The sequence below is a fragment of the Alkalinema pantanalense CENA528 genome (assembly GCF_050753345.1).
Taxonomy (GTDB): domain Bacteria; phylum Cyanobacteriota; class Cyanobacteriia; order Leptolyngbyales; family Leptolyngbyaceae; genus Alkalinema; species Alkalinema pantanalense.
The window spans coordinates 1-21,069 of the sequence record NZ_JBLZFX010000104.1 but is presented as its reverse complement, the minus strand read 5'-3'; the positions used below and the strand labels follow the sequence as shown (position 1 = coordinate 21,069).

Below are 21,069 nucleotides of genomic sequence, written 5' to 3'. Positions count from 1 at the left end.
CGCCTAACGAGTTATGAGCAAATTGAGAAGTGGTGGGAGTTAGTCATGAGTGCATTTTTGATGGTCAGTTTATTTGCGGATCAATTCAACCATTCCTGCCCTCTAGCCCATCAACAATTTGCGCACCATCCTTGGTGGGACAACCAACGGGGCTGGAAAAACTTACTAAACAATTTGCGCTTAATTATCCAACCTTTGATTTGCTTCAATTGGCTCAAGCGTTGGTTAGAGGTCTTTCCGATAGCGTCACTGCATACTGCATTTGAGCAATTGATCCGTCCTATGAATCAGTTCATCTGTCCTTCAGTGCAGCGATTAAACCTGCAACTTATCTTTTCCTCTGCTTAGAGTGACTGAAGAGGGATAGAAATGACCTTGGGGGGCCAAGTAGGGATCCCGTTCTCGCGCAATCTCTAAAAGATGCTCAAGTAAGCGTTGCTGCAAATCCTGCATGGCTGCAAATCCTGCATGATGGTTATTCCGGCATAATGACCTATTGCTACCCTACGAGAGCGGATTTTCAAGATCGATATCCCCCCCTCCACCCTAAACAAATTCCCCTTGAGCCACCAGAATTACCTTGCCCCCCACCAAGACCTCGATTTGTTCCTGCGATCGAGTAGCCCGCAAATGCAGCAATGCCGGTCGGCCCATCTCGTAGCCCTGTTCTACCTGAACGTCTACCCGATCGCTGCCTAAATAGCGATATTGCGCCAGGTAGCCTGCAAAACAACCATTAGCGCTGCCCGTGGCGGGATCCTCAGGAATCCCCCAAGCCTCTGCAAACATTCTGGCGCTGAATTGATGGGCAGGATTGCGCGTTTCTGGGCAGAAGACGAAAATGGCGGGAATCCCTTGCTGGACTAACGTTTGATAGTGATCGCGGTTAACTCGGATCCGTTGTAAGGCATCCAAGGTTTTTAATGGCACTATCAGAAAGGGTAACCCCGTAGAAACCATTTGAATGGGATAACGATCGTCAAAGTCAGCTTCTGTTAAGCCAATGATGGGGGCGATTTCTGCAATCGTCTTTTGCTCACCAAATTCCGGTGAATTTTGTCGCATCCAAAGAATATTAGGTTGATCGGGACTAGTTGGCTGTTGATCGGGACTAGTTGGCTGCTGCGTTGACGACTGGTTTGATGACTCTGGGTAACTCAAGCTGACGGGAATTTGCCCCACCGCAAGGTTCAAAATCACTTCTGGAACTTGATTTTGCAACAACTTTTGCTGAATCACGTAGGCGGTACCCAAGGTTGGATGGCCCGCAAAGGGTAACTCTGCGGTAGGTGTAAAAATCCTGACGTCATAGCCGCCCGATCGAGGGGCTTGGGAAAGCACAAAGGTGGTTTCCGAAAAATTGACCTCACGGGCAAGTTGCTGCATTCTCTCAGTGGATAGTGATTGATCGGTTAGGAATACGGCTAATTGATTGCCTGCATATTTTTGCTCTGAAAAAACATCAACAATCAAAAAGGGCAAGGACGACATCATTAACTCCCAATCATCAACTCCCAAGCTATACCTCGCCACCTTAAAGCCTAGAGCAGAGGATTGTCGAGCCCTGCTGAACGCTCTCCTCCAAGCTTGTAGGGAAGGGGGCCTATGACAAAGGGAAAAAAGTTGCAGGACACCAGCTTGCGATCTGCCTTGCAACGTTCCGCAAAAAAAATCTTAGAAAGATCCGCCTAAAGAGAGACTATCCAAGGGATTAATTCCTCAGGATTAATTCCTCAGGATTAATCCCTTCCCTCTCAGCTGCAACAGTCCTATCTGAGGCGCGCAAACAGAAAAGACTTAATGTTTTCAACCTCAATCTCTTGATTTCAGGATGTTTTTTTTGCTTTTTGTATAGATTTTGCAAAGATTTGGGTAAACTAATCTCAAAATGACTCGATCGCTTTCTAGACAACTGTTTTAGGTCATCCAATTTTCAGGGATCAGCATCTACGCATTGTTCATTAGCACCTTCAATTTTGTCCATTTTTGTGAAGTAAGCGGGAAATTTCACCCGAAAAGGTCATGTTTATTTATCTAAATACTTCCCCTTAGATAGATATATTTGCTTCACAAGATCTTTACGATTTAACGATGGAAGATTGTAGTGCATCTTACATTTTGTTTTATTAACACATGCGTATATCTCGTTTTGCGTGGGGGGTTTCCCTGGCAACTTTGCTGCTTTCCACAGGAGAAGCGTTGTCAGGTCAGAATCCGCCTTCCTATCCTGAACTCTCTCATTCAAGAGATAAGAACCATCAAGAAGGGATTCCTGATGCTCATTTCATGAATTTTCAGATTGTTCAGGGCTTTAGCCATTGGCTGCTTTTCCCGTTTTCAACGGCTTCAGCAGTGGCTGCACCTGTACCTCAATCCTCAAACAGAGGGCCAGCCCAGGGTTCTAATCTAGAGTGGATTACTCATGTAGAACATTTTTTCTTTACGCAAGATGCTCAGCCAAAGCCTTCTTCAGTCGCAGTTGCTCAATCGGATTCCGCTCCGGCTACGGTGAGGGTCAAGGCTAAAACACCAGCTCAGCCCTTGCTACCCCAAGGTGTCAAACCGGCCCTCAAGGCAAACAGTCAGGATCCAATGATTGGGGGGGTATTGTTTAAAACGGTTCAGGGGTTTGTCGGTAATGTTCAAGACTTAGCCGCAGACTGGAATGCAATCTTACCTCCAGTGGTGGTGGTTTCAGCGAAGGATTCGGAGCAATTGATTGCAGGGTTCTCCTTTGGAGAATTACGTCAAAATCTCTGGAGCTGTGCTCAACCGGAAAAACCGTTAGGTAAAGTTCCTTCAAGCCCAGATTTCTACCACGTTTGGGTTAAAGGATGTCGGGTGGCAATTTTCCCCGATCGTGCCCAGGCGGAGAACTTTGCTCAAAGCTTGAGTCAAAAGCTGCAATTCCTGGCTCGCAATCTGAATCAGCTCAAGCCGATGCTGGAGGGTAAGGATTTTGTTGGTAAAGTCGATAATCAGGAACTTTTTCGCATTTCTCCTGAATTGGCCCATAAGCTGGGCTGGAACGCTGAGCTTTTAGCGATCGACTGGATTAACAATTTACGAGGTGCTTTAGGACAGCCTCCCTTAGACTTGGCCCAAGCGCAAATTGAGATGTATGGGCTTCGGGCAACTCCTAAGGTGTTAGATGGTGTCGCTTCTTGGTATGGGCCTTACTTCCATGGTCGGATTACCGCCACGGGAGAAGTGTATAACCAGTACGATCTCACCGTCGCCCATCGCGATTTACCCTTTGATACGTTTTTGAAGGTCACCAATCGCAAAAATGGCAAAAGTGTGGTGGTTCGTGTCAACGATCGGGGTCCCTATGTCGATGAACACCTGCGGATTTTGGATCTCTCCTATCGAGCAGCAACCTGCTTAGATAGCGACGAAACGGGCTTAGCGGATATTGAAGCGGTTGTACTCACGCCAGCCCCCGGATCTCCGCTAGCGGCGGGACAACAGATCGCTAAGGCTCAGGACACCTCGTCTGTGCAGTAAGGGCCTACCCATCAAAATCGAGTTGCTTCGAGGAGGGAGACTTCTTAGGAAAGAGGTTCCTATCCCCGTTCTCCTGCGTTGGAGGCGTGCCCGACACCCCTCCTTGAATACTAGAAACCTTTTTCCTAGAAAATTCTTACTAAACTGGGTCAACTTTCTACTAAATTGCGAGGCTTTCATACTAAGTGGCAAAAGTTGTGAAAGATGAGTGCGATGTAGTGATGCCCCTAGTTTAAACAGTAAACATTTTATCTTAAGCAGGAAATGTTTACTTGCTAGAAAACTTTACCCAATATCACACGTCTTTATGCCTGGAAAAACTGGTCTTAAGATTGGCCCTTAAGGCTGCCCCTAAGCGATAAAAGATTCCCCCATTGCCTGCTGAATCAGATGTTTACGAATAACCAAGTGACGATGCTCGTCCAAGATTAGGTAGCCCCGATCGCGCAGTTGGCCTAATAAACGAGTGACGGTTACGCGGGTGGTTCCGATCGTGTTGGCGAGATGTTGGTGCGTCAAACGGGCTGTCAGGCGAATGTTGCCGTCCTCACTGGGTTGGCCTAGTTCCTGGGTGAGTAGATTGAGCAGGTGAATCAGGCGTTCTTCCACGCGGCGATAACTCGCTAGGGCAAGTAGGGCTTCCGTTTGTTGCAAGCGACGACGCATTTGTTGCAGTAAGCATTGGGTCAGCGCGGGGGATTGCTCCACATCTGCCATCTGCAACCGCATTAGATCCACATCTGTTAGCGCGATCGCTTGGTAGGGTTGGGTCACCGTAAGGGGTGTTCCAAAGGGCATCAACGGGACGGCAAAGCCTAAAACGGCTTCATCTCCGCTGGGGTAGAGGGTAACCAACTGGACTACCCCTCGATAGACGACCCAGATATCCTGAGGCAATAACGCAATGGTCTGGCCTCGTTTAAAACTTTTGAGGCTGGAGCCTTGGTATTGATTCTCAAGAAGCTGCCGGAGTTGTGTGGCGTCCGTCGAACCAAGGGTCGAACCGAGGGTGGAGGATTGCATCATGGTAATGAACCATTGAATGTGAAGAGTCTAACCTCCGCACTCTATCGGCTCAACGTCAAGGTTAGGTAATTTTCAGGTTGGGGTTGGGTTAAGTCTTGCAGATTTTTGCCCCTGCTCTGGATAATGGGAAGGACTGCGCATTGACATTGCCTTGGGGATGCAGAATTTATGACGCAGAAGTCAAGCAAACCGAGCCAAGTACCCGTCAAGGATTGGAAAGAAGCGACTTATTACGATCGCCTGGGCCTCCATCCAGCCGCATCGGTGATTGCCATTCGTCGGGCTTACCGCGATCTGAGTAAGCTATATCATCCCGATACGACGCAACTCCCGCCCGCGATCGCTAAGCAAGCCTTCCAGGAACTCAATGAAGCATATGCTACATTGAGTAGTCCTGAACGTCGTCTGGCTTACGATCAGACGATCGGGTATTCTCGGGTCGCTGTAATTTGCCCGCTTCCCAAGTTATATGAACCCTCTCCCCAGTATGATCCATTAGCGTCTTCTTATTTGGATCCTAACGATCGGCCTCTTTCTGCCGGAGAATTGTTTGCACTGTTTATTTTGGGTGTAACGCTCATCGGCTGTATTGTGCTGGCCTTAGTGGTGGGTTTTACCCAATCTAGTTACCACACAAAATTTAGTTACCATACAGAGGTTTCCCTGTTAACCATTGTTTGCCCTGATTTTCTCCCTTCTATCATTCACCTGTCTACAACCCATCACACCCTTGGGTGATTTGGGAGATGGGAATTACCGATCCATTCTGACTTTGTCATCCGCCTATCCTCCATGTTTGACTGGTTTAAGAAGCCTTCACCCAAACCTCCCATCCTCTCTTCTATGCTGGATTTGCCCTCTGCGGATACTCCCCTGTATAACCATCCTTTGCCCCAAATTGAAGCATGGTTACAAGGCCAAGGCTGTGAGCAACATCGTGATGCGCTCCATTGTTGGACAGTGCAGCGGGATGCTTGGCAGGCAGAACTGTGGCTGGATACAGAACAACTGACAATTCGTTACCTCAAAGCCGGAGAAGATGGTCAGGACGTTCAACGATCGTTTAAATATTCCCTTAGCCGACAGGATATTGAATCGGCAGTGTTTGCGGGGCCATAGGCACCCTAGGTTTGGTCTGATTGATTGCCCCCTATTCCTTGCTAGCTATGGCGTCTGCTCCCCTTTGGCCCTATGCCACTCCCGGTATTCCTGACGAATTATTTGAAAGTTTGCCTGGGATTCCCCTCAGCCAACGGGAGATTCGCTTGTTACTGCTCTCCCACCTTCGGCTGAAAGCGGATTCGGTGTTGTGGGATATTGGCGCAGGTACGGGAACGATTCCCGTCGAAGCAGGTTTGCTCTGTCCCCAGGGAAAAATTGTGGCCGTGGAGCGGGATGAAGAAGTGGCTAGCTTGATTCGGCGCAATTGCGATCGTTTTGGGGTGACTAATGTGGAAATCATTGAAGGGAATGCACCCGATTGTTTGACTAATTTGGCTCCTAATCCCGATCGCATTTGCCTCGAAGGGGGGCGTCCAATTAAATTGCTCCTCGCCGCTCTCTGGCAACGTCTTGCCCCAGAAGGTCGTATTGTCACGACTGCCACGAGTTTAGAGAGCTTGTATCAAATTTCGGAAAGTTTTGCGGAACTCCAAGTGCGCAATATTGAGGTTGTGCAGTCATCGATTAATCGCCTAGAAAAGCGAGGCAGTGGCCAAACCTTCGCCGCTGTTGATCCAATATTTGTCCTGAGTGGAGAAAAGTTAGATTGGTAGAGAGTCTTTATCGATCGGGAGCTTTGTCGAACATCCTTAGGGATTCCTAGGGAAAACTGAGTCAAATTGTGATGAGTGCTTCTCTTTGCGGGTTCAATCCGTTAAAGTGATGCAGAGTACTTCTTAACCTTCTTAACCTTTTTTACTTGTGGTGAATGACTCGGTTTTACGGCGGATTCAAGACAGCCTGTTCCTCTCAGCCAATCGCAGTATGAAATGGATCGGTGAGGGAATGGCGGGACTCCCTTTGGCACGCATCGGCAGCAGCTTAGTGGCGATTCCCTTGGCGTTAGTCATGTTGCTCCTAGGGGGTTGGTACTTTACGGCTGGCTTCTGTTTGCTGGTGTTTCTGGGGCAGTTGGAATATTTTCAACTTGCCAAGGCTAAGGGGTTAGCGCCTGCCATCAAAACAACATTAATTGTGAGCCAAGTCTTGCTGGTGCTGTCGAATGTGAATCCGGCGTTAGCTGATGCCCTGTTCCCGATCGCCGGAACTTTCATTTGCTTCTACCTGCTGTTTCAAACCAAAATGGCCAGCATTGCGGACATTGCGGCTTCGGTGTTGGGACTGTTTTACGGTGGGTATCTACCGAGTTTTTGGATTCGGTTGCGCGCCCTTCAGCAACTGGATTTTAGCAATTTGCCCTTAGATGGTTTTTGGATTACGTCTTGGAAAACGGTGACGATGCAAGCGATGCCCCAAGGCTTATCCCACATTGTCTTGGCCTTTTTCTGCATTTGGGCGGCGGATATTGGAGCCTATGTGTTTGGTCGGATCCTAGGTCGGACACGCCTCTCAGATATCAGCCCGAAGAAAACGGTGGAAGGTGCGGTCTTTGGCTTTGCCGGAAGCCTGGGCATTGCGATCGCGGGGGCATGGGTTTTGCACTGGCCGTTTTTCGTGGTTTCTGGGGCGTCGTTTGGTTTGCTGATTGCGGTTTCCAGTTTGCTGGGTGACCTGACTGAATCTTTGATGAAGCGGGATGCGGGGGTCAAAGATTCGGGAGCGCTGATTCCGGGGCATGGGGGGATTCTCGATCGTACGGACAGCTATGTATTTACAGCACCGTTGGTCTATTACTTTGTGACATTACTGCTACCGCTACTGTCCAATATGATTTGATGTGTGATTAGATGCATTGTTTACGTCATCAAGATTCAGAGCCAAATTCAATATTCTCGTAAAGATCGGCAATTTGAATTTGCAGGTCAAAGGCACTCAAAGTGAGGGTCACATTTGGATCATCATATTCAGATAATAACCACTGATTCGGGTTTGTCTTACCGTGATGCTTGACATAGATTCGGGAATGAATTTTTCAGTGCTCTCCAAGTTCAATTTGCTGATTCCATTGGTGTAGCGCAAAATCTGTCTAATGGCGTTGGCAATGTTGATGAGAGGCTCTTGATCAGGTCGCATGAATAACTTGAGCTGATTCTAAAATATTTTTGTGTCTTAGCCAGTTTTCGCTACGTTCGATCGCAGCTTTCACAATTAAGTCTACTTTTCGGTTGAAAATGACTTGCAGTTCGTCGCACATTTACAGAGTCTCGATTAAACCTCGTTGCGCAACCGGAGAAAAGGTGATGAGAATGTCAATATCGCTATCGGGGCGAAAGTCATCGCGCAGGACGGAGCCAAAGAGAGCAAACTCTGTCACTTGCCACTTTTGACAAAATTCTTGTATCTGCTGTGTTGGCAGTTCGATCGCCACAATCGTCATCTCACCTGCTCCTTGATCCCATCTAAAATGCCTCTCGAACGTCGAGGGGGGGCTGCTCTCTGGTGGGCAGGAAATCGTCAGAGAATGGCTCTAACCTGTCAAACAGAGATTGCCAGGGGGGATCTTTAGCAATCAGAACGATCGCACCTCCAACTTTTTTAATGTAAACCTCAGTGCCCGACATTTTGAAGCCTTCGGGGATTATCACAATTTGATGGGTTCCATCGGTGCTAATTTGAGCGGTGTTCATGGTGCAGATCCTCCAGCTAAGTTCGATATTCAAGACTTCTAGCTGATTGTTGCTCCAGGTCATTTCCGTCGCTTTATCTGGTGCGATCGCTACACCTGTTTTAGGAGTTTTGAGTTTGCAGCGTGATGTCTAGGGGTTTCAGGGTGACGTTGCAGGTCGTTCGATAATGCCGCCCGCCAGCAAAACTTCACCGTCATACCAAACCGCCGCTTGACCGGGGGTAATGCTCAGTTGAGGTTCGCTAAATAAAATCTTGATTCGACCCTCTTCCAACGGCACGATCGTGGCAGGGGACGGTTTCGATCGATAGCGAATTTGCACTTCAGCTTGGATGGGCGTGGTTGGTTGTACGATCGACACCCAATTGACCCGCTGTACTGTGCATTCTGTTTGGTATGCGTCTTCCTTGGTTCCCACAATGACGCGATTCATCACCGCATCTAACCCAATCACATAGAGCGGTTCACTGTAGGCAATGCCTAGCCCTTTGCGTTGACCGATCGTGTAGTGATGAATACCACCGTGCTGCCCTAAAACCTGGCCGGACTTGTCCACAATGTCGCCCGTAGTGGACGTAATGTACTTATCCAAAAATGCCTGCATGGAACCATTGGCCTCCACCAAGCAGAGATCCTGACTTTCCGGTTTATCGGCAGTGTGCAGTTCAAACTGGCTTGCGAGTTGGCGTGTTTCCGTCTTTTGGATTTCACCTAAGGGAAAAATTACATGGGCCAAGACATCCTGGCTTAAATCGTAAAGAAAATAGGTCTGATCTTTATTGCGATCGAAGGCCCGCAGTAATTGCCAGCGTCCCGTCACCTCATCGTAACGAGTGCGGGCGTAATGTCCCGTTGCAATCAGGTCAATTCCCAATTCCCGTTGGGCGTAATTTAGCATGGGGCGAAACTTCACTGCCTTATTGCAATTGGAGCAGGGCAACGGCGTAATGCCCTGGCGATAGCCCTCCACCAAGTAATTCACAATATTTTCTTCAAAGTTGTCCCGGCTATCCACAATGTGATGGGGGACGCCCATTTTTTCACACAGCTTCGCCGCATCCACCATGCCCTCCGAGCAGCACTGGCCCTTGCCCTTCATTAACCAAAGGGTCATGCCTTCCACTTGATATCCTTGCTCCTGCAAAAGAGCCGCAGTGGTGGAACTGTCCACTCCACCGGAAAGTCCAACAACAACCTTTTTCATGGCGAATGGTAGGGCGCGATCGCCTCAGAATGGCGCTATGCGTAGTATTGACCTATCTAGGCTAGCATTTCCCTCGCCGTTTGCGAGTTCCACGGGTTTTCGGTGGGGGCGATCGCTGCGCAATGTTCCTGAATTAGCCCCACGATCCTTTGCAATCGATCTTTCCCCTTGTTGCAATAGTCCTGAAACCCAGTACGATCGCGGTCACACTTTCGCAGGAGAGCTCATCGATCGTGCTAGCGGCTGTACTCTACGGACAGGAAGACCTGAAGCTGGAAACCGTTCCCGACCCAGAACCTGCGGCGGGTGAAGTGGTGATTCAAGTCCAGGCCGCAACGACCTGCGGCACTGACCTGAAGGTCTGGCGACGGGGCGGCCATGCCCGAATGCTCAAGCCCCCGACTTTGTTTGGGCACGAAGTGGCAGGCACGATCGCCGCCGTGGGTTCAGGCGTGACCCACTGGCAGGTGGGCGATCGGGTGGTGGCCAATAATTCCGCGCCCTGCGGTCAATGTTTTTTCTGTCAGCGCCAGGAATTTTCCCTCTGCCAGAATTTGCTGTTCAATAACGGCACCTTTGCCGAACGGGTCAAAATTCCCGCGTCGATCGTGGCGCAGAATTTGTTAGCGATTCCTGATGAGTTGCCCTTTGCCCTGGCTGCCATGACCGAACCCTTGGCCTGTGTGCTCCATGGCATTGCCCGATCGAATGCCCGTCCCGGCGATCGTATTGCTTTACTAGGGGATGGGGCGATCGGGTTACTGTTTGTGGCGGCCTTGGCGGTGGGGTATCGCGTCGGTAAACCTTCGGAAATCATTGTTCTCGGCGGTAGTCCCCAACGGTTGGTGATCGCGGAGCAACTGGGCGCAACCCAAACCTTTCTCCATCGCGAGGTGGCGGATATTCCCGGTTTAATTCAGGGCTTGACTGAGGGGTGGGGGGCAGACATTGTGATTGAAGCAACGGGAGTGCCCAGCGCCTGGGAACTGGCGATCGCCTGTGGACGACCCGGATCCACTATTAACCTCTTTGGTGGCTGTCCCAAAAATACGACGATTACCGTCAACACTGAGCAGTTGCACTATAACGAACTCACCCTCAAAGGCGTTTTCCATAACACTCCGGAATTTGTCCGTGAGGCGCTCCAGTTTATCCACAGTGGTGTTGCGCCCTTGGAGTTGTTGATTAGTGACCATCGACCGTTGGATCAATTGGGCCAAGCCCTAGCCGATATGCGCGATCGCAAGGTGATCAAAGTTGCCATGGAACCTTGAGGCCAATCCTGGGGAATTCTGGTGCAGGGTAAATTGTGGCAAATCTTTTGTGTCGATCGAGGGATTCCAAGATATAGTTTTAGCCACCTTTACCCGACTAGATTTAGTACAGGATTTTAATGGGTCGAATTATGCGTCGAATGTCGTTAGCAGCCTTAGCGGTTTCCTTGGGGACTTTTGGGATTTCTAGTTGTTTGATGTCCTCTGCGATCGCGTTACCGGGACAATCCACTGATGAAGTGGCGACTTGGATGCGATCGACCCCCAGTATTAAACCAGGCCCAGGAGAAAAATTAACAGTACGGCGGAGCAACACAGCCTCCCAGCGCATGATTTTTGAAGCGTCCATGTTTGCACCGGGCAAACTAACCCGCAAGTCGGCCTCGGGTGGGGTAGTGCGCAGTGAGTCGCTGCAACTGTTTGATATGCTCTACGGCGTCACCAAAGCGCGGCTTGAAGAAGCCCTGCGATCGATCTATGGACTGGAAATTACCCAGGACTACGAGCAAGCAGAGGTGGTCTACAGCTATCCCACTGCCCAGGAAGAACGGAATGCCCTGCGCCAAAATAAACCGATCGCCGCTGCCCTTCAAGGAGAACTGCGTCGTGGTCGTCGCTTTGCCTACTGGGTAGAAGTGGCTCGCAATCCTAAGGGGTTGAACTACGCCGGAAAAATCGTTGTTTTTCTCAATGAAGATCTCGCTAAAGTAGAGTCCGATATCCAGAGTCGCTAGTGATTCAGAATCGTTAATCCAGAGTCGGTAGTTATCCAGCGTCGGGACTCGCCATGCAACTGCGTTACCTCATTCCCTTTTTTGACACCACGGCCAAGGATTGGGCGATCGAAGCCCGCTTAGCTCGATGGCTCACCTTCATTTGGCTGTTGGTGGGATTGATGGTGATGTTTTCCGCCTCCTATCCCGCCGGGGACAACGAGTTTGGCAATGGCTGGTACTACCTGCAACGGCAGGCAATTTTTGCACTCGTTGGTTTGGTGGGCTTTAACTGGATTATCCATTCCCCTCTGCGCACGCTGCTTTCCACCGCACACTGGGGCTTGCTCCTCTTTCTTGGCTTAATTTGGGTGACGGATTTACCCGGATTTGCCTCGATCGGCGGTGCGGCTCGGTGGATTCCGATCGGTCCTTTCCTCCTGCAACCCTCAGAATTTGTGAAACCTTTTCTGGTCTTGCAAAGCGCCCGTATTTTTGGCCAGTGGGATCGCCTGACTTGGAAAACGCGCCTGACCTGGTTAGGGATTTTCTGTCTTGTTCTGTTGGGGATTCTGATTCAGCCAAACCTCAGTACAACAGCCCTATGTGGCATGGTGATTTGGTTGATTGCTTTAGCGGCGGGCTTGCCTTGGGTTTACCTAGTCAGTACAGCAGTGGGAGGAGTGGGACTGGCAACCCTGAGTATCGCCCTGCGGGAATATCAGCGTAAACGGGTGCTCTCGTTTCTCAATCCTTGGGCGGATCCCACGGGTGATGGTTATCAGTTGACACAAAGTTTGATGGCGATCGGTTCCGGTGGGCCATTTGGTACGGGCTATGGCCAATCCCACCAAAAACTTGGCTTCTTACCGATTCAATATACCGACTTTATTTTTGCTGTTTTCTCGGAGGAGTTTGGTCTGATTGGCGGCTTTGCGCTCCTGCTGATGTTAGTCGGCTACGCCACGCTAGGACTGTATATTGCTCAAAAAGCTAAAAATATTGTGCATCGCCTGGTGGCGATCGGGATTGTCGTGCTGATTGTGGGGCAATCCCTCTTAAACATTGGTGTAGCAACGGGGGCACTGCCAACCACCGGTTTACCATTCCCCCTCTGGAGTTATGGGGGTAGCTCGATGCTGTCCAGTTTTATTTCCGTTGCGTTATTAATTCGGATCGCACGGGAGAACACAGAAGCAGAAGTCGTGTCCTTCCCTGAAGCGGCGATTCCTCGCCCAACAGTGGTGCCTTTCCCAAAACCATCTCGGCCTAATATCCTGCAATCCTGGATGCAGAAATTTCAGAGGCGTGGCGATCGCAATTCACCTTCGCCTAAAGCTTCCCAAAGCCTTACAAACAAGACGCGATCACGCCGACGGCGATCGCGCTAACATTTCTGACGAAGATAAACCAGCGTTAGACAGACTTGTCTTGGGCAATTCCGCAATGCTTCAATTACTCCACCAAGTTGCTGATTGACGGGGCGGTTGGAGCGCTTGCTGGGTTGACCACTAACCGATCGGTAACTCGTTCTGACATGACATCTGGCAAAAATGGCTGACCGAGATGTTTAGAGGACGAACTATCTAATTCGATGACCACAGGAACTTCGTCATCTCCTGTCGGTAACTCCGCCGCAGAAGGCAACCATCCTAATAGAGGGAGAGGCAATAGGCTCATCAAATTACTGATCAGAACCAGTAACCATAACTGTTCAAAATTATGATCGGTGACATTTAGCCATCGCATCATCGCTGCGCCCCCTTGATAGGAGACGAATCCAGCTAAGTTCACCACAGACATTAACAACGCAAATAAAGTTGCTTCCACACCGGGGGGACATAGCCGCGCCGCTAAAACTAGGACGGGCATGAAGGCAATCTGTCCCATGACCGTCAAGATCAAACTGTCGCCCAAACTGAACCAACGATCGCTAATGCCCAGTTCCCGATTCAAGTGGGTGACCAAAATCAGCGCAGACAGTCCTAGCACTGACGAAATCACCGTAGACCAACCAAAAATGATGCGGAAGGAAATCTTTTTTAAAAAGCGCTGGAATAGCCAAATTCCCGCGATCGAAGCGAAACTGGTGACCAGTCGCACTCGCCCTAAAAATTCCGGTTCGAATCCCAGTTCATTGGTTGTGAAGTAGAAAAATGCCGATTCTCCGGTAGGTGTAGCTTGCCAAAGAAACAGAAACAGTGTGGGCAAGAAAATGCTTTTTTGAGCAATGGCTTGCTTCAGTTGACTAAATTGATGGGAAATAGCTGCCCAATCTGGTTTTTCCTCCAGTGGGGTTTCTGCGATTAACCAAGCGACGGCAGAAACAATTAATGGAAATGTTGCAGTGATTAGAAAAACGGTCTGGGTACTGAACTGTTGCAGTAAGGATCCACTAAAGTAAGCGGTCAGAAGTCCACCGACTGCTGAAGCACCCCAACAGAGGGCCTGCAAGGAACCCGCTGCACTTTGAGACTCGGCCCGTGCCCGCTCAACAACCAGCGAATCAACGATCACATCACTCATGGCGATCGACAACGAACCCAGGGCGATCGCCAGCGTCGCCGACCAGCCACTGTGTACTAAAGTCGCCAAAGAGATCCAAGAGATGACCCCTAAGATGCCTGAAAGAATCAGGTAGGGGCGACGGCGATATCCCAGAATCGGTAAACCATCGGAAATAAAGCCAAACAAGGGTTTGACCATCCAAGGAATCGAAACGACCCCCAGTAAGGAAGAAACTTCCGCAGGGCCTAAGGACAACTCATCTTTTAGAAAAAAGCTGACTGCTAGACGAGCCAACCCCAAAATGCCTTGCACGAAATAGACCAGCAGAATCGCCAGTAATTCAGGCGATGGCTCATGACCAAAAAGCAACTTGCTTTGAACCGTGTCTTGCACTTTGTCCTGCACCGTTGCCTTGAACTTCGCAAACCCAGAATCGGAAACACTCATTGATGATTCTTTACAAACATGATTCTTTACAAATACCCAGCGTCTTTCCATGATAACGGCATCTTCTGGATCAACGGCCAACTATCCCATGGAATTAAAGACATAAGCTTGCTGTTTTAGGAGTTAGGGGATGAATGAAGAAGGGATTCTCTATAATCTAGTGGTCTTGTCAACCAGTCTTGCCAATAAAAAATATGCAAGAAAAAATAAACTTAAATTATTAATTGTTAATAAATTCTGACTTTTTGACGTAATATTTTGGCACATTTCGTAATAATGATTTACATTGGTACTAACAGCTAGTTCGCCCTGGAGTATTAACCATGCAAGACACTCAAAAAGTCACAACCCCCGTTGTTGAAGATCGCAATGCTTGGAAGTTTGGCTTTACGCCCCAAGCTGAATTGTGGAATGGTCGGTTAGCAATGATCGGTTTTGTTGCAGCTTTGATCACGGAAGTTGTTTCGGGTCAAGGCGTCCTCGAATTCTTGGGTCTAATGTAAGTTTTCTGAATCTCGGTCAACCTTAAAAGCAAGTTTTGCGGACATTCCACTGGGCTGTCCGCTTTTTATTGTCTTAGGCAATAAAAAAGAGCATTCTTCAGGAATGCTCTTGGGTATTTAGCTATTTTCTCAGAGTGACTAATCTCTCTGAATTAACCGTTTCTCGTAATTCAGCGGCTTCTATCCCAGGAAGTTTTCCTTAAAAGCGCGATCGCTGCTTGAACAAAGTTCTTCCTGGAAGCCACTAGAATTAGCGAATGTATTCTTTAAGGACACTGTTGCGGTTGGGATGACGTAACTTTCGTAGTGCCTTAGCTTCGATTTGACGAATCCGCTCACGGGTGACATTGAAGATCTGGCCGATTTCTTCCAAAGTCTTCATGCGGCCATCGTCCAAACCATAGCGCAGACGCAGGACATCCTTTTCCCGAGGGCTGAGGGTCGCCAACACCCCTTCTAAATCTTCCCGAAGCAAGTTCTTAGAGACTTGATCTTCCGGAGTTTCGCCATCAGATTCAATGAAGTCGCCCAAACGGGAATCCTCTTCTTTCCCGATCGGCGTTTCCAAGGAAATCGGTAACTGCGCGGATTTTGCAATAAACCGCAGCTTTTCGATCGTCATTTCCATCCGAGTGGCAATCTCTTCTTCAGTGGGTTTACGGCCCATTTCTTGAGACAGCAGTTTTGTTGTTTTCTTGATCCGAGAAATGGTTTCGTACAAGTGGACGGGGAGCCGGATGGTCCGAGATTGATCCGCGATCGCCCGTGTAATTGCCTGACGGATCCACCAAGTGGCATAGGTTGAGAACTTATAGCCCTTCTCGTGGTCAAACTTTTCAGCGGCACGAATGAGGCCCAGACTTCCCTCTTGAATCAAATCTTGGAAGGACAGCCCACGGTTCATGTACTTTTTAGCAATGGAAACTACAAGACGTAGATTCGATTGCACCATTTTATCCTTGGCCCGACGACCAATGTGAAGGCGGCGACGGAACGCAGGAACCGGCATATTCACTTCCGTTGCCCACTCTTCCAAGGAAGGCTCCCGCTGCAACTTGTCTTCTAACTTGAAGTGAGTTCGCTCAAGTTCCAACAAATCGGCAATTTTCCGAGCTAGCTCAATTTCCTCGTCAGCCCGCAGCAGACGAATACGGCCAATTTCCTGAAGGTACAGGCGAATCGAGTCTTCCGTATAGTGTTTCTTCTTAGCTTGAGCACGACGACGAGAAACTCGACCTTTCCCAGCTTTCTCGTCCTCTTCATCTATCGGAAGATCCTCAACATCTTCATCCTCCTCGTCCATCTCGTACAGATCAACATCTGCCTCCATGTCCTCGGCAGCGGTACCAAATTCTAGTTCAAGTACGTCGTTGGCCTGGGTCATGCCGCGTTCCTCATGCTCCTTAAATCGTAGAGTGATGAAGTTCAAGCATCGTAAAAGGACAGCACCACATCTCAATCGTAATTAACAGCCGAACTGTGTGCCAGTGACAAATAACATGGACTGACGATAGCCACTTCAGGAAATCTCCTCAACCAAAAATCGAATCAACCGATATGGGAAACGATGGAAGAGAGACTGAACTATCACGGAAAGTCCCAAAAAGCTGACCACAATACAAAACTATTTCATCCAGATTAAGGTGCCGCTATACAGGGTTTATGACTAAATGCTTGGAATCTTTTTCCGATTGTAGCCTTTCTCACCAAAGTTGCACCCTGTTTTCTAAACTCCTGTAAAGAGTTTACTAGGATACAAAATGGGGAGGGCAGCACTGATCAAGTTAGGCTATAACCCATTCTTGACAGGCTGTTTGGCTGATTACATCTGTCATAGACTCAACTTCAAAATTCATCGGTTGATGAACTATCTTCCCTAGAGTAGTCGAGAATCTCACCCAAATGGGGCCTGAGAATCGCTGATCAGATTCAGCCATTTCAGTGAAATTACGAGATTCCTCCCAAGCATAGTCACGATCGACCTCGAAATTCTAAGGATGCGACTCTAGGAAGGATGTGAATCTGAGTGATGTGACTTTAAGGCTGTAACTTTAAGGAGGTGACTTTAAGGAGGTGGTGACCAAGGAACCCTCCCATGGCCCTGCCTATCGACATAACTGACGAGCACTTGCAGAACAGAGTACTGACTGGAGAATTTCGTGACTGACAGGGTTGACCAAAAAGCCATCAAATCCTGGGTTATCTTCTTGGTACAGCCAACTTTGAAGGTGGGAATCGGCTAGGGCTAACAACGTTATGCGACTTTTGTCCGCGATCGTCCTTAGCCGCCGTAACTGGTTAAACGACCACTGTTGAGCATTGCCTTGGATGATGAGTAAGCAGGGATGATGCGTAGTTGCAACATTAATCGCTCGACTAATGGAATGGGTGACAGCTACCGGGCATTCCAAGTGATAGAGTAAGCGTTCTATAGAATGAGTATCTGTTGCGGGTGGTGAGAGCAACAGAACGCTATGGTGGTCAGAGGGCATGGTGATGAGGGGCCGTTAGAGGCCATGGTGAGCAGTGATAGAGTAAGCGTTCTATAGAATGAGTATCTGTTGCGGGTGGTGAGAGCAACAGAACGCTATGGTGGTCAGAGGGCATGGTGATGAGGGGCCGTTAGAGGCCATGGTGAGCGGCGATGGACAAAGCAGTTTTTGTTGGATCGTTCTAGCTTGATCGTTAATATATCGTGGTGCCGAGATCCCATTTTGGACGGCTCACAGGGTTGAAGGTCTTGCAGTGTCGGGTCTTCCTAGGAATGGATGCGGCTGAGCGAATACCAAATTTCTTCTCTTTTGGGAGGCTTGGCTTCACACTGGATAACAGGCTGACAGGCTGCTCAATAAATTACAGAGATAAAAATTGCAGAGATAGAAATCACAGAGATAACGTAGTGAAGCACAGCGAAATCCACAATCCGATCCGTCCCCATCCCGTGCAGCCTTTGGATAGTTCCTGCGATCCTTGGGATGTCTTAATTTTGTCCAATGGGCCTGGGGAATTGAGTACCTGGGTGCGCCCTGTGGTCAAGGCGTTACGATCGCAGTTTGGAGAGGCTGTTGATCAAATGCGCATTTCGGTGGTACTGTCGCCCTGCCCCAATGCCAGTGGCCGAGAGGCCGAGATTGCCCGGAGCTATCCTGAGGTCGATCGGGTGCAGGCGGCAGAACACTTTTTTCCTTTTCTGCTATGGGGCAAAACGGTGGATGCCTGGGACTGGCGAGATCGGGGCGTCATTCTTTTTCTAGGGGGAGACCAGCTCTTTCCCGTTCTGTTGGGCCAGCGGCTGGGGTACCGAACAGTGGTGTATGCCGAATGGGAAGTCCGGTGGGTTCGATGGATCGATCGTTTCGCTGTCATGCAACCTTCAGTCATTGCTGGCCTCAATCCGATCAATCAGCAGAAATGTGTGGTTGTGGGCGATCTCATGACGGATGTGGAAATAAACGAGCCATCTCTTGCGACCGCTTCTCGACCCACTGTGGGATTATTGCCAGGATCCAAACCTGCCAAATTGAGTCAAGGTGTTCCTTTATTTTGTGCAGTGGCTGAACTAGTTGCTGCGGTCTACCCAAACACCCGATTTGTGATTCCTGTGGCACCGTCATTGGATCTTGCAACGATTGCCAAGTATGCCGATCCATCACAAAATCCCATTGCTCAACTAGTGAGTGGGGCTGCGGCCACTTTAGTCACTCCTGAAAAATCAGCAGCCCTTTCTGAAAAGTCAGTTGCACCAGAAATCTCCTATCTGAAGACTGACCGGGGGCTTGAGATTGAGCTGTGGACTGAGGGAGATGATGGCCCTCGGACACCTCACCATTCGCTACTACGCCAATGTGATCTATGCCTAACAACGGTGGGGGCAAATACCGCAGAGTTAGGAGCTTTGGGGGTTCCGATGCTTGTGGTGCTGCCCACGAATCAACTGGATGCAATGCGATCGTGGGATGGCATTCTAGGACTCTTGGCTAACTTGCCGGGGGTGGGGACGCTGTTTGCCAAAGTCATTAACACCCTGGCACTGAAACGTTTGGGCTTACTGGCTTGGCCAAATATTTGGGCGAAGCGAGAAGTTGTCCCGGAGATGGTTGGGCATTTGACGCCCCAAATGGTGGCCGATCGCATTCTCAACTATTTAGACCATCCGGAACAGTTAAAAGCAATGCGAGAAGCCCTGCGCCAAGTCCGAGGAGCATCGGGAGCGGCTAAAAAGGTAGCGCAAATTGTTCAAGAGGAGTTGTCTCCGATGGATCGTTAAACTCAACGGAGTATCAACTCATCAGATCATCAGATGCTGTATCAGTGTTGTATGCAGGCTTGAGAAGCTGTGCGGTGTTAGAGAGAGTGCAGTATTGGCAAGGGCATGACGGATGGGGAGACTCGAATGGATCAAGTTAGTCATCTGAATCATCCCGATTGGCATTGCCATCACGCCGCCCTAGTTCATAGACTCCACATCCTACACAGACAAGTAGCGCTACGCTGATTGCCCAATTCTGCCCGAGGCCGCGTTCCACCCCATAGTTGCACAGGGCACCCAAGATAAAAAATGGAATGATGCTTAGCAAAGAACCGTAAAAGGTGTTTTGTGCCTCACGGGCTGGACGAGTGCGCTCGTATTCCTGGGCAGAACTGTAGAGTGATCGATCGACGTAACTCATCCAGTTGGAGAGTTGATCGGTCATCCACCCGGCAACAGGCGAAAATCCCAGATAAAGTCCTAACGACCACAATCCCGTAGCCGCAATGGCATTGGGATCGATCGTAAATAAAAACGGGCCAAAATCAATGGACATGAATGCTGGGGGCGGATAGGGTTGGCAGAAGATGGGCTGCTAAGCAGTGGAGTGCGGTTGGCGCTGTCCAATGTCGTGTTAGTTGATTAAGCACTCTTGACGCGCTTAACGCTCTTTAATGAATTTAGTACGAGTTAGTAATGAATTTAGTACTAACTCGTACTAGAGTATGCTTGGTACTCTTGGCACTCTTGTCGCTCTTGGCACGTATGCTTGGCACTATTGTATCGGTCGTATGTATCGGTCACATCTATGCTTTACGGTGCTAGGCGATCGATTTGCCAAATCTCGCTGCCTTGATCGCCGACTTTTTGGTAGCGTAGTCGATCGTGCAAACGATTCGATCGTCCCTGCCAAAATTCCATGACCGTCGGTTTCACACGAAAGCCTCCCCAGTGGTCGGGGCGCGGAATTTCTCCATCTGGATAGCTCGCTTCTAGCTGGATTAATTTATCTTCCAAGATGTTGCGATCGGGGATCACTGCGCTCTGATCCGAAGCCCATGCGCCTAAGCGACTGCCCAAGGGCCGACTGTAGAAATAGGCATCTGATTCAGTCGCCTCGACCTTTTCCACGGTTCCTTGAATCCGGACTTGTCGTTCCAATTCCCGCCAGAGAAAGACGATCGCGGCGTGGGGATTGGCTTGAAGTTCTTGACCTTTGTGACTGTTGTAATTGGTGAAAAAGACAAATCCCCGTTCATCAAAGCCCTTGAGCAGCACAATCCGAGCTGAGGGAATGCCCTCGGGACTGGCTGTGGCGATCGTCATCGCATTAGGTTCCAGCAACTGGGCTGCGAGGGCCTGATCAAACCAAATGCGGAATTGCTCAAAGGGATTGGGGCTGACATCCGCTTCATTCAGCGCTTGAAACGTATAGTCTTTACGAAGGTCAGAAATTTCGAGATCCATAGAACGTTGAATGGCTTTGAGCAAGGCTGGGAGTTAAAAATTTTACGTCAGTTTGAGGCAGGCTGAAAGAGGGGCTAGGTTCGGGCAAAGCGTACAAATAAAATCTCAAGTGGCAGGGTGGCGGGGTAGGAGGGTGAGTGGGGCGCTGATTTCTTAGCAAATTCCTTGTAGCCCTTCGCTTGATTGATCGATACAGCAGTCCATAGCAAAATAGGCTTCTGGCATTGTCTCTGTTCCTTGTCGTTATGCATGCTGTATCTTTTAAGCCTCTCTAGGTGGCTGTTGAAGTTATTTCACGCTGCAAAAAGATTAGACCTCCTGCATGAATCAAGTGGCTTGTGCCAGTTCAAAATTGAGTAGACCCGCAATCAAATTGAGCCGGAGTCCAAACCGCTTCCTGCGATTGCGATAGCGCCCCGAAAA

General features: G+C 49.3%; 20 protein-coding genes and 1 pseudogene. 11 read left to right on the top strand and 10 right to left on the bottom strand.

The genetic code is table 11. The annotated features are described in order from the left end of the window. Nucleotides 1–348: pseudogene (locus ACN4EG_RS23310) on the top strand (IS701 family transposase); the annotation flags it as partial. Between the two features lie 198 nt (nucleotides 349–546). On the opposite strand, the gene ACN4EG_RS23305 reads toward ACN4EG_RS23310, so the two are convergent. Next, complete coding sequence (locus ACN4EG_RS23305; RefSeq protein WP_431632660.1) at nucleotides 547–1,491, bottom strand: PhzF family phenazine biosynthesis protein; 945 nt, start codon at nucleotides 1,489–1,491, stop codon at nucleotides 547–549. A 795-nt stretch (nucleotides 1,492–2,286) separates the two neighbouring features. On the opposite strand from ACN4EG_RS23305, the gene ACN4EG_RS23300 reads away from it, so the two are divergent. Then, complete coding sequence (locus ACN4EG_RS23300; protein ID WP_431632659.1) at nucleotides 2,287–3,507, top strand: septal ring lytic transglycosylase RlpA family protein; 1,221 nt, start codon at nucleotides 2,287–2,289, stop codon at nucleotides 3,505–3,507. Nucleotides 3,508–3,858: 351 nt separating this feature from the next. On the opposite strand, the gene ACN4EG_RS23295 is transcribed toward ACN4EG_RS23300, so the two are convergent. Next, entirely contained in the window at nucleotides 3,859–4,533 is a 675-nt protein-coding gene (locus tag ACN4EG_RS23295; protein ID WP_431632658.1) for a Crp/Fnr family transcriptional regulator, read from the bottom strand. Between the two features lie 168 nt (nucleotides 4,534–4,701). Here ACN4EG_RS23295 and ACN4EG_RS23290 point away from each other — a divergent pair, with 168 nt between their 5' ends. From ACN4EG_RS23290 to ACN4EG_RS23275, 4 genes are all read left to right on the top strand, one after another. Beyond that, the gene (locus ACN4EG_RS23290; protein ID WP_431632657.1) at nucleotides 4,702–5,271 is read left to right on the top strand and encodes a J domain-containing protein; all 570 of its coding nucleotides are present in this window, start codon (nucleotides 4,702–4,704) and stop codon (nucleotides 5,269–5,271) included. A gap of 54 nt (nucleotides 5,272–5,325) precedes the next feature. Beyond that, nucleotides 5,326–5,652: a DUF3143 domain-containing protein gene (locus ACN4EG_RS23285; RefSeq protein WP_431632656.1), complete on the top strand. Its 327-nt coding sequence runs from the start codon at nucleotides 5,326–5,328 to the stop codon at nucleotides 5,650–5,652. 47 nt (nucleotides 5,653–5,699) lie between these two features. Next, nucleotides 5,700–6,308 (top strand): precorrin-6Y C5,15-methyltransferase subunit CbiT, encoded by a 609-nt coding sequence (gene cbiT, locus ACN4EG_RS23280; RefSeq protein WP_431632655.1) that lies wholly within the window; start codon nucleotides 5,700–5,702, stop codon nucleotides 6,306–6,308. Between the two features lie 151 nt (nucleotides 6,309–6,459). Continuing rightward, nucleotides 6,460–7,431 carry a phosphatidate cytidylyltransferase gene (locus tag ACN4EG_RS23275; RefSeq protein ID WP_431632654.1) on the top strand — a complete coding sequence of 324 codons (972 nt, stop codon included), beginning with the start codon at nucleotides 6,460–6,462 and terminating at the stop codon, nucleotides 7,429–7,431. Nucleotides 7,432–7,849: 418 nt separating this feature from the next. On the opposite strand, the gene ACN4EG_RS23270 is transcribed toward ACN4EG_RS23275, so the two are convergent. The 3 genes from ACN4EG_RS23270 to mnmA form a co-directional block, all read right to left on the bottom strand. Then, the gene (locus ACN4EG_RS23270) at nucleotides 7,850–8,032 is read right to left on the bottom strand and encodes a nucleotidyltransferase family protein (RefSeq protein ID WP_431632653.1); all 183 of its coding nucleotides are present in this window, start codon (nucleotides 8,030–8,032) and stop codon (nucleotides 7,850–7,852) included. Between the two features lie 22 nt (nucleotides 8,033–8,054). Next, the gene (locus ACN4EG_RS23265) at nucleotides 8,055–8,282 is read right to left on the bottom strand and encodes an antitoxin (RefSeq protein WP_431632652.1); all 228 of its coding nucleotides are present in this window, start codon (nucleotides 8,280–8,282) and stop codon (nucleotides 8,055–8,057) included. Between the two features lie 138 nt (nucleotides 8,283–8,420). After that, entirely contained in the window at nucleotides 8,421–9,485 is a 1,065-nt protein-coding gene (gene mnmA / locus ACN4EG_RS23260) for a tRNA 2-thiouridine(34) synthase MnmA (protein ID WP_431632651.1), read from the bottom strand. A 149-nt stretch (nucleotides 9,486–9,634) separates the two neighbouring features. On the opposite strand from mnmA, the gene ACN4EG_RS23255 reads away from it, so the two are divergent. The 3 genes from ACN4EG_RS23255 (at nucleotide 9,635) to ACN4EG_RS23245 (ending at nucleotide 12,863) form a co-directional block, all read left to right on the top strand. Continuing rightward, nucleotides 9,635–10,759, top strand: coding sequence for a zinc-dependent alcohol dehydrogenase (locus tag ACN4EG_RS23255; RefSeq protein ID WP_431632650.1), 1,125 nt, complete (start codon nucleotides 9,635–9,637; stop codon nucleotides 10,757–10,759). Between the two features lie 131 nt (nucleotides 10,760–10,890). Continuing rightward, nucleotides 10,891–11,493: a hypothetical protein gene (locus tag ACN4EG_RS23250; RefSeq protein WP_431632649.1), complete on the top strand. Its 603-nt coding sequence runs from the start codon at nucleotides 10,891–10,893 to the stop codon at nucleotides 11,491–11,493. A 53-nt stretch (nucleotides 11,494–11,546) separates the two neighbouring features. Continuing rightward, nucleotides 11,547–12,863 (top strand): FtsW/RodA/SpoVE family cell cycle protein, encoded by a 1,317-nt coding sequence (locus ACN4EG_RS23245; protein WP_431632648.1) that lies wholly within the window; start codon nucleotides 11,547–11,549, stop codon nucleotides 12,861–12,863. Nucleotides 12,864–12,927: 64 nt separating this feature from the next. On the opposite strand, the gene ACN4EG_RS23240 is transcribed toward ACN4EG_RS23245, so the two are convergent. Beyond that, nucleotides 12,928–14,427 (bottom strand): folate/biopterin family MFS transporter, encoded by a 1,500-nt coding sequence (locus ACN4EG_RS23240; protein WP_431632647.1) that lies wholly within the window; start codon nucleotides 14,425–14,427, stop codon nucleotides 12,928–12,930. Nucleotides 14,428–14,750: 323 nt separating this feature from the next. On the opposite strand from ACN4EG_RS23240, the gene ACN4EG_RS23235 reads away from it, so the two are divergent. Next, entirely contained in the window at nucleotides 14,751–14,930 is a 180-nt protein-coding gene (locus ACN4EG_RS23235; RefSeq protein ID WP_431632646.1) for a chlorophyll a/b-binding protein, read from the top strand. 250 nt (nucleotides 14,931–15,180) lie between these two features. On the opposite strand, the gene rpoD is transcribed toward ACN4EG_RS23235, so the two are convergent. Next, nucleotides 15,181–16,314, bottom strand: a complete 1,134-nt coding sequence (gene rpoD, locus ACN4EG_RS23230) for an RNA polymerase sigma factor RpoD (protein WP_431632645.1) — start codon at nucleotides 16,312–16,314, stop codon at nucleotides 15,181–15,183. 721 nt (nucleotides 16,315–17,035) lie between these two features. After that, a complete protein-coding gene (locus tag ACN4EG_RS23225; RefSeq protein ID WP_431632644.1) occupies nucleotides 17,036–17,422 on the bottom strand; it encodes a response regulator in 387 nt (128 codons plus the stop codon). Nucleotides 17,423–17,829: 407 nt separating this feature from the next. Here ACN4EG_RS23225 and ACN4EG_RS23220 point away from each other — a divergent pair, with 407 nt between their 5' ends. Beyond that, on the top strand, nucleotides 17,830–19,197 hold the full coding sequence (locus tag ACN4EG_RS23220; protein ID WP_431632643.1) for a glycosyltransferase family protein: 1,368 nt from the start codon (nucleotides 17,830–17,832) through the stop codon (nucleotides 19,195–19,197). A gap of 136 nt (nucleotides 19,198–19,333) precedes the next feature. Here the strand turns inward: ACN4EG_RS23220 and ACN4EG_RS23215 are convergent, their stop codons facing one another. Together ACN4EG_RS23215 and pdxH are read right to left on the bottom strand one after the other, a co-directional pair. Next, complete coding sequence (locus tag ACN4EG_RS23215) at nucleotides 19,334–19,735, bottom strand: hypothetical protein (protein WP_431632642.1); 402 nt, start codon at nucleotides 19,733–19,735, stop codon at nucleotides 19,334–19,336. Nucleotides 19,736–19,992: 257 nt separating this feature from the next. Then, the gene (gene pdxH, locus ACN4EG_RS23210; RefSeq protein WP_431632641.1) at nucleotides 19,993–20,646 is read right to left on the bottom strand and encodes a pyridoxamine 5'-phosphate oxidase; all 654 of its coding nucleotides are present in this window, start codon (nucleotides 20,644–20,646) and stop codon (nucleotides 19,993–19,995) included. Between the last annotated feature and the right edge of the window lie 423 nt (nucleotides 20,647–21,069).

Bases quoted from the DNA above. Each gene is read 5' to 3' on its own strand.
- ACN4EG_RS23305 (WP_431632660.1), bottom strand. From the start codon at position 1,491: ATGTCGTCCTTGCCCTTTTTGATTGTTGATGTTTTTTCAGAGCAAAAA.
- ACN4EG_RS23300 (WP_431632659.1), top strand. From the start codon at position 2,287: ATGAATTTTCAGATTGTTCAGGGCTTTAGCCATTGGCTGCTTTTCCCG.
- ACN4EG_RS23295 (WP_431632658.1), bottom strand. From the start codon at position 4,533: ATGATGCAATCCTCCACCCTCGGTTCGACCCTTGGTTCGACGGACGCC.
- ACN4EG_RS23290 (WP_431632657.1), top strand. From the start codon at position 4,702: ATGACGCAGAAGTCAAGCAAACCGAGCCAAGTACCCGTCAAGGATTGG.
- ACN4EG_RS23285 (WP_431632656.1), top strand. From the start codon at position 5,326: ATGTTTGACTGGTTTAAGAAGCCTTCACCCAAACCTCCCATCCTCTCT.
- cbiT (WP_431632655.1), top strand. From the start codon at position 5,700: ATGGCGTCTGCTCCCCTTTGGCCCTATGCCACTCCCGGTATTCCTGAC.
- ACN4EG_RS23270 (WP_431632653.1), bottom strand. From the start codon at position 8,032: ATGACGATTGTGGCGATCGAACTGCCAACACAGCAGATACAAGAATTT.
- ACN4EG_RS23265 (WP_431632652.1), bottom strand. From the start codon at position 8,282: ATGAACACCGCTCAAATTAGCACCGATGGAACCCATCAAATTGTGATA.
- mnmA (WP_431632651.1), bottom strand. From the start codon at position 9,485: ATGAAAAAGGTTGTTGTTGGACTTTCCGGTGGAGTGGACAGTTCCACC.
- ACN4EG_RS23250 (WP_431632649.1), top strand. From the start codon at position 10,891: ATGCGTCGAATGTCGTTAGCAGCCTTAGCGGTTTCCTTGGGGACTTTT.
- ACN4EG_RS23245 (WP_431632648.1), top strand. From the start codon at position 11,547: ATGCAACTGCGTTACCTCATTCCCTTTTTTGACACCACGGCCAAGGAT.
- ACN4EG_RS23240 (WP_431632647.1), bottom strand. From the start codon at position 14,427: ATGAGTGTTTCCGATTCTGGGTTTGCGAAGTTCAAGGCAACGGTGCAG.
- ACN4EG_RS23235 (WP_431632646.1), top strand. From the start codon at position 14,751: ATGCAAGACACTCAAAAAGTCACAACCCCCGTTGTTGAAGATCGCAAT.
- rpoD (WP_431632645.1), bottom strand. From the start codon at position 16,314: ATGACCCAGGCCAACGACGTACTTGAACTAGAATTTGGTACCGCTGCC.
- ACN4EG_RS23225 (WP_431632644.1), bottom strand. From the start codon at position 17,422: ATGCCCTCTGACCACCATAGCGTTCTGTTGCTCTCACCACCCGCAACA.
- ACN4EG_RS23215 (WP_431632642.1), bottom strand. From the start codon at position 19,735: ATGTCCATTGATTTTGGCCCGTTTTTATTTACGATCGATCCCAATGCC.
- pdxH (WP_431632641.1), bottom strand. From the start codon at position 20,646: ATGGATCTCGAAATTTCTGACCTTCGTAAAGACTATACGTTTCAAGCG.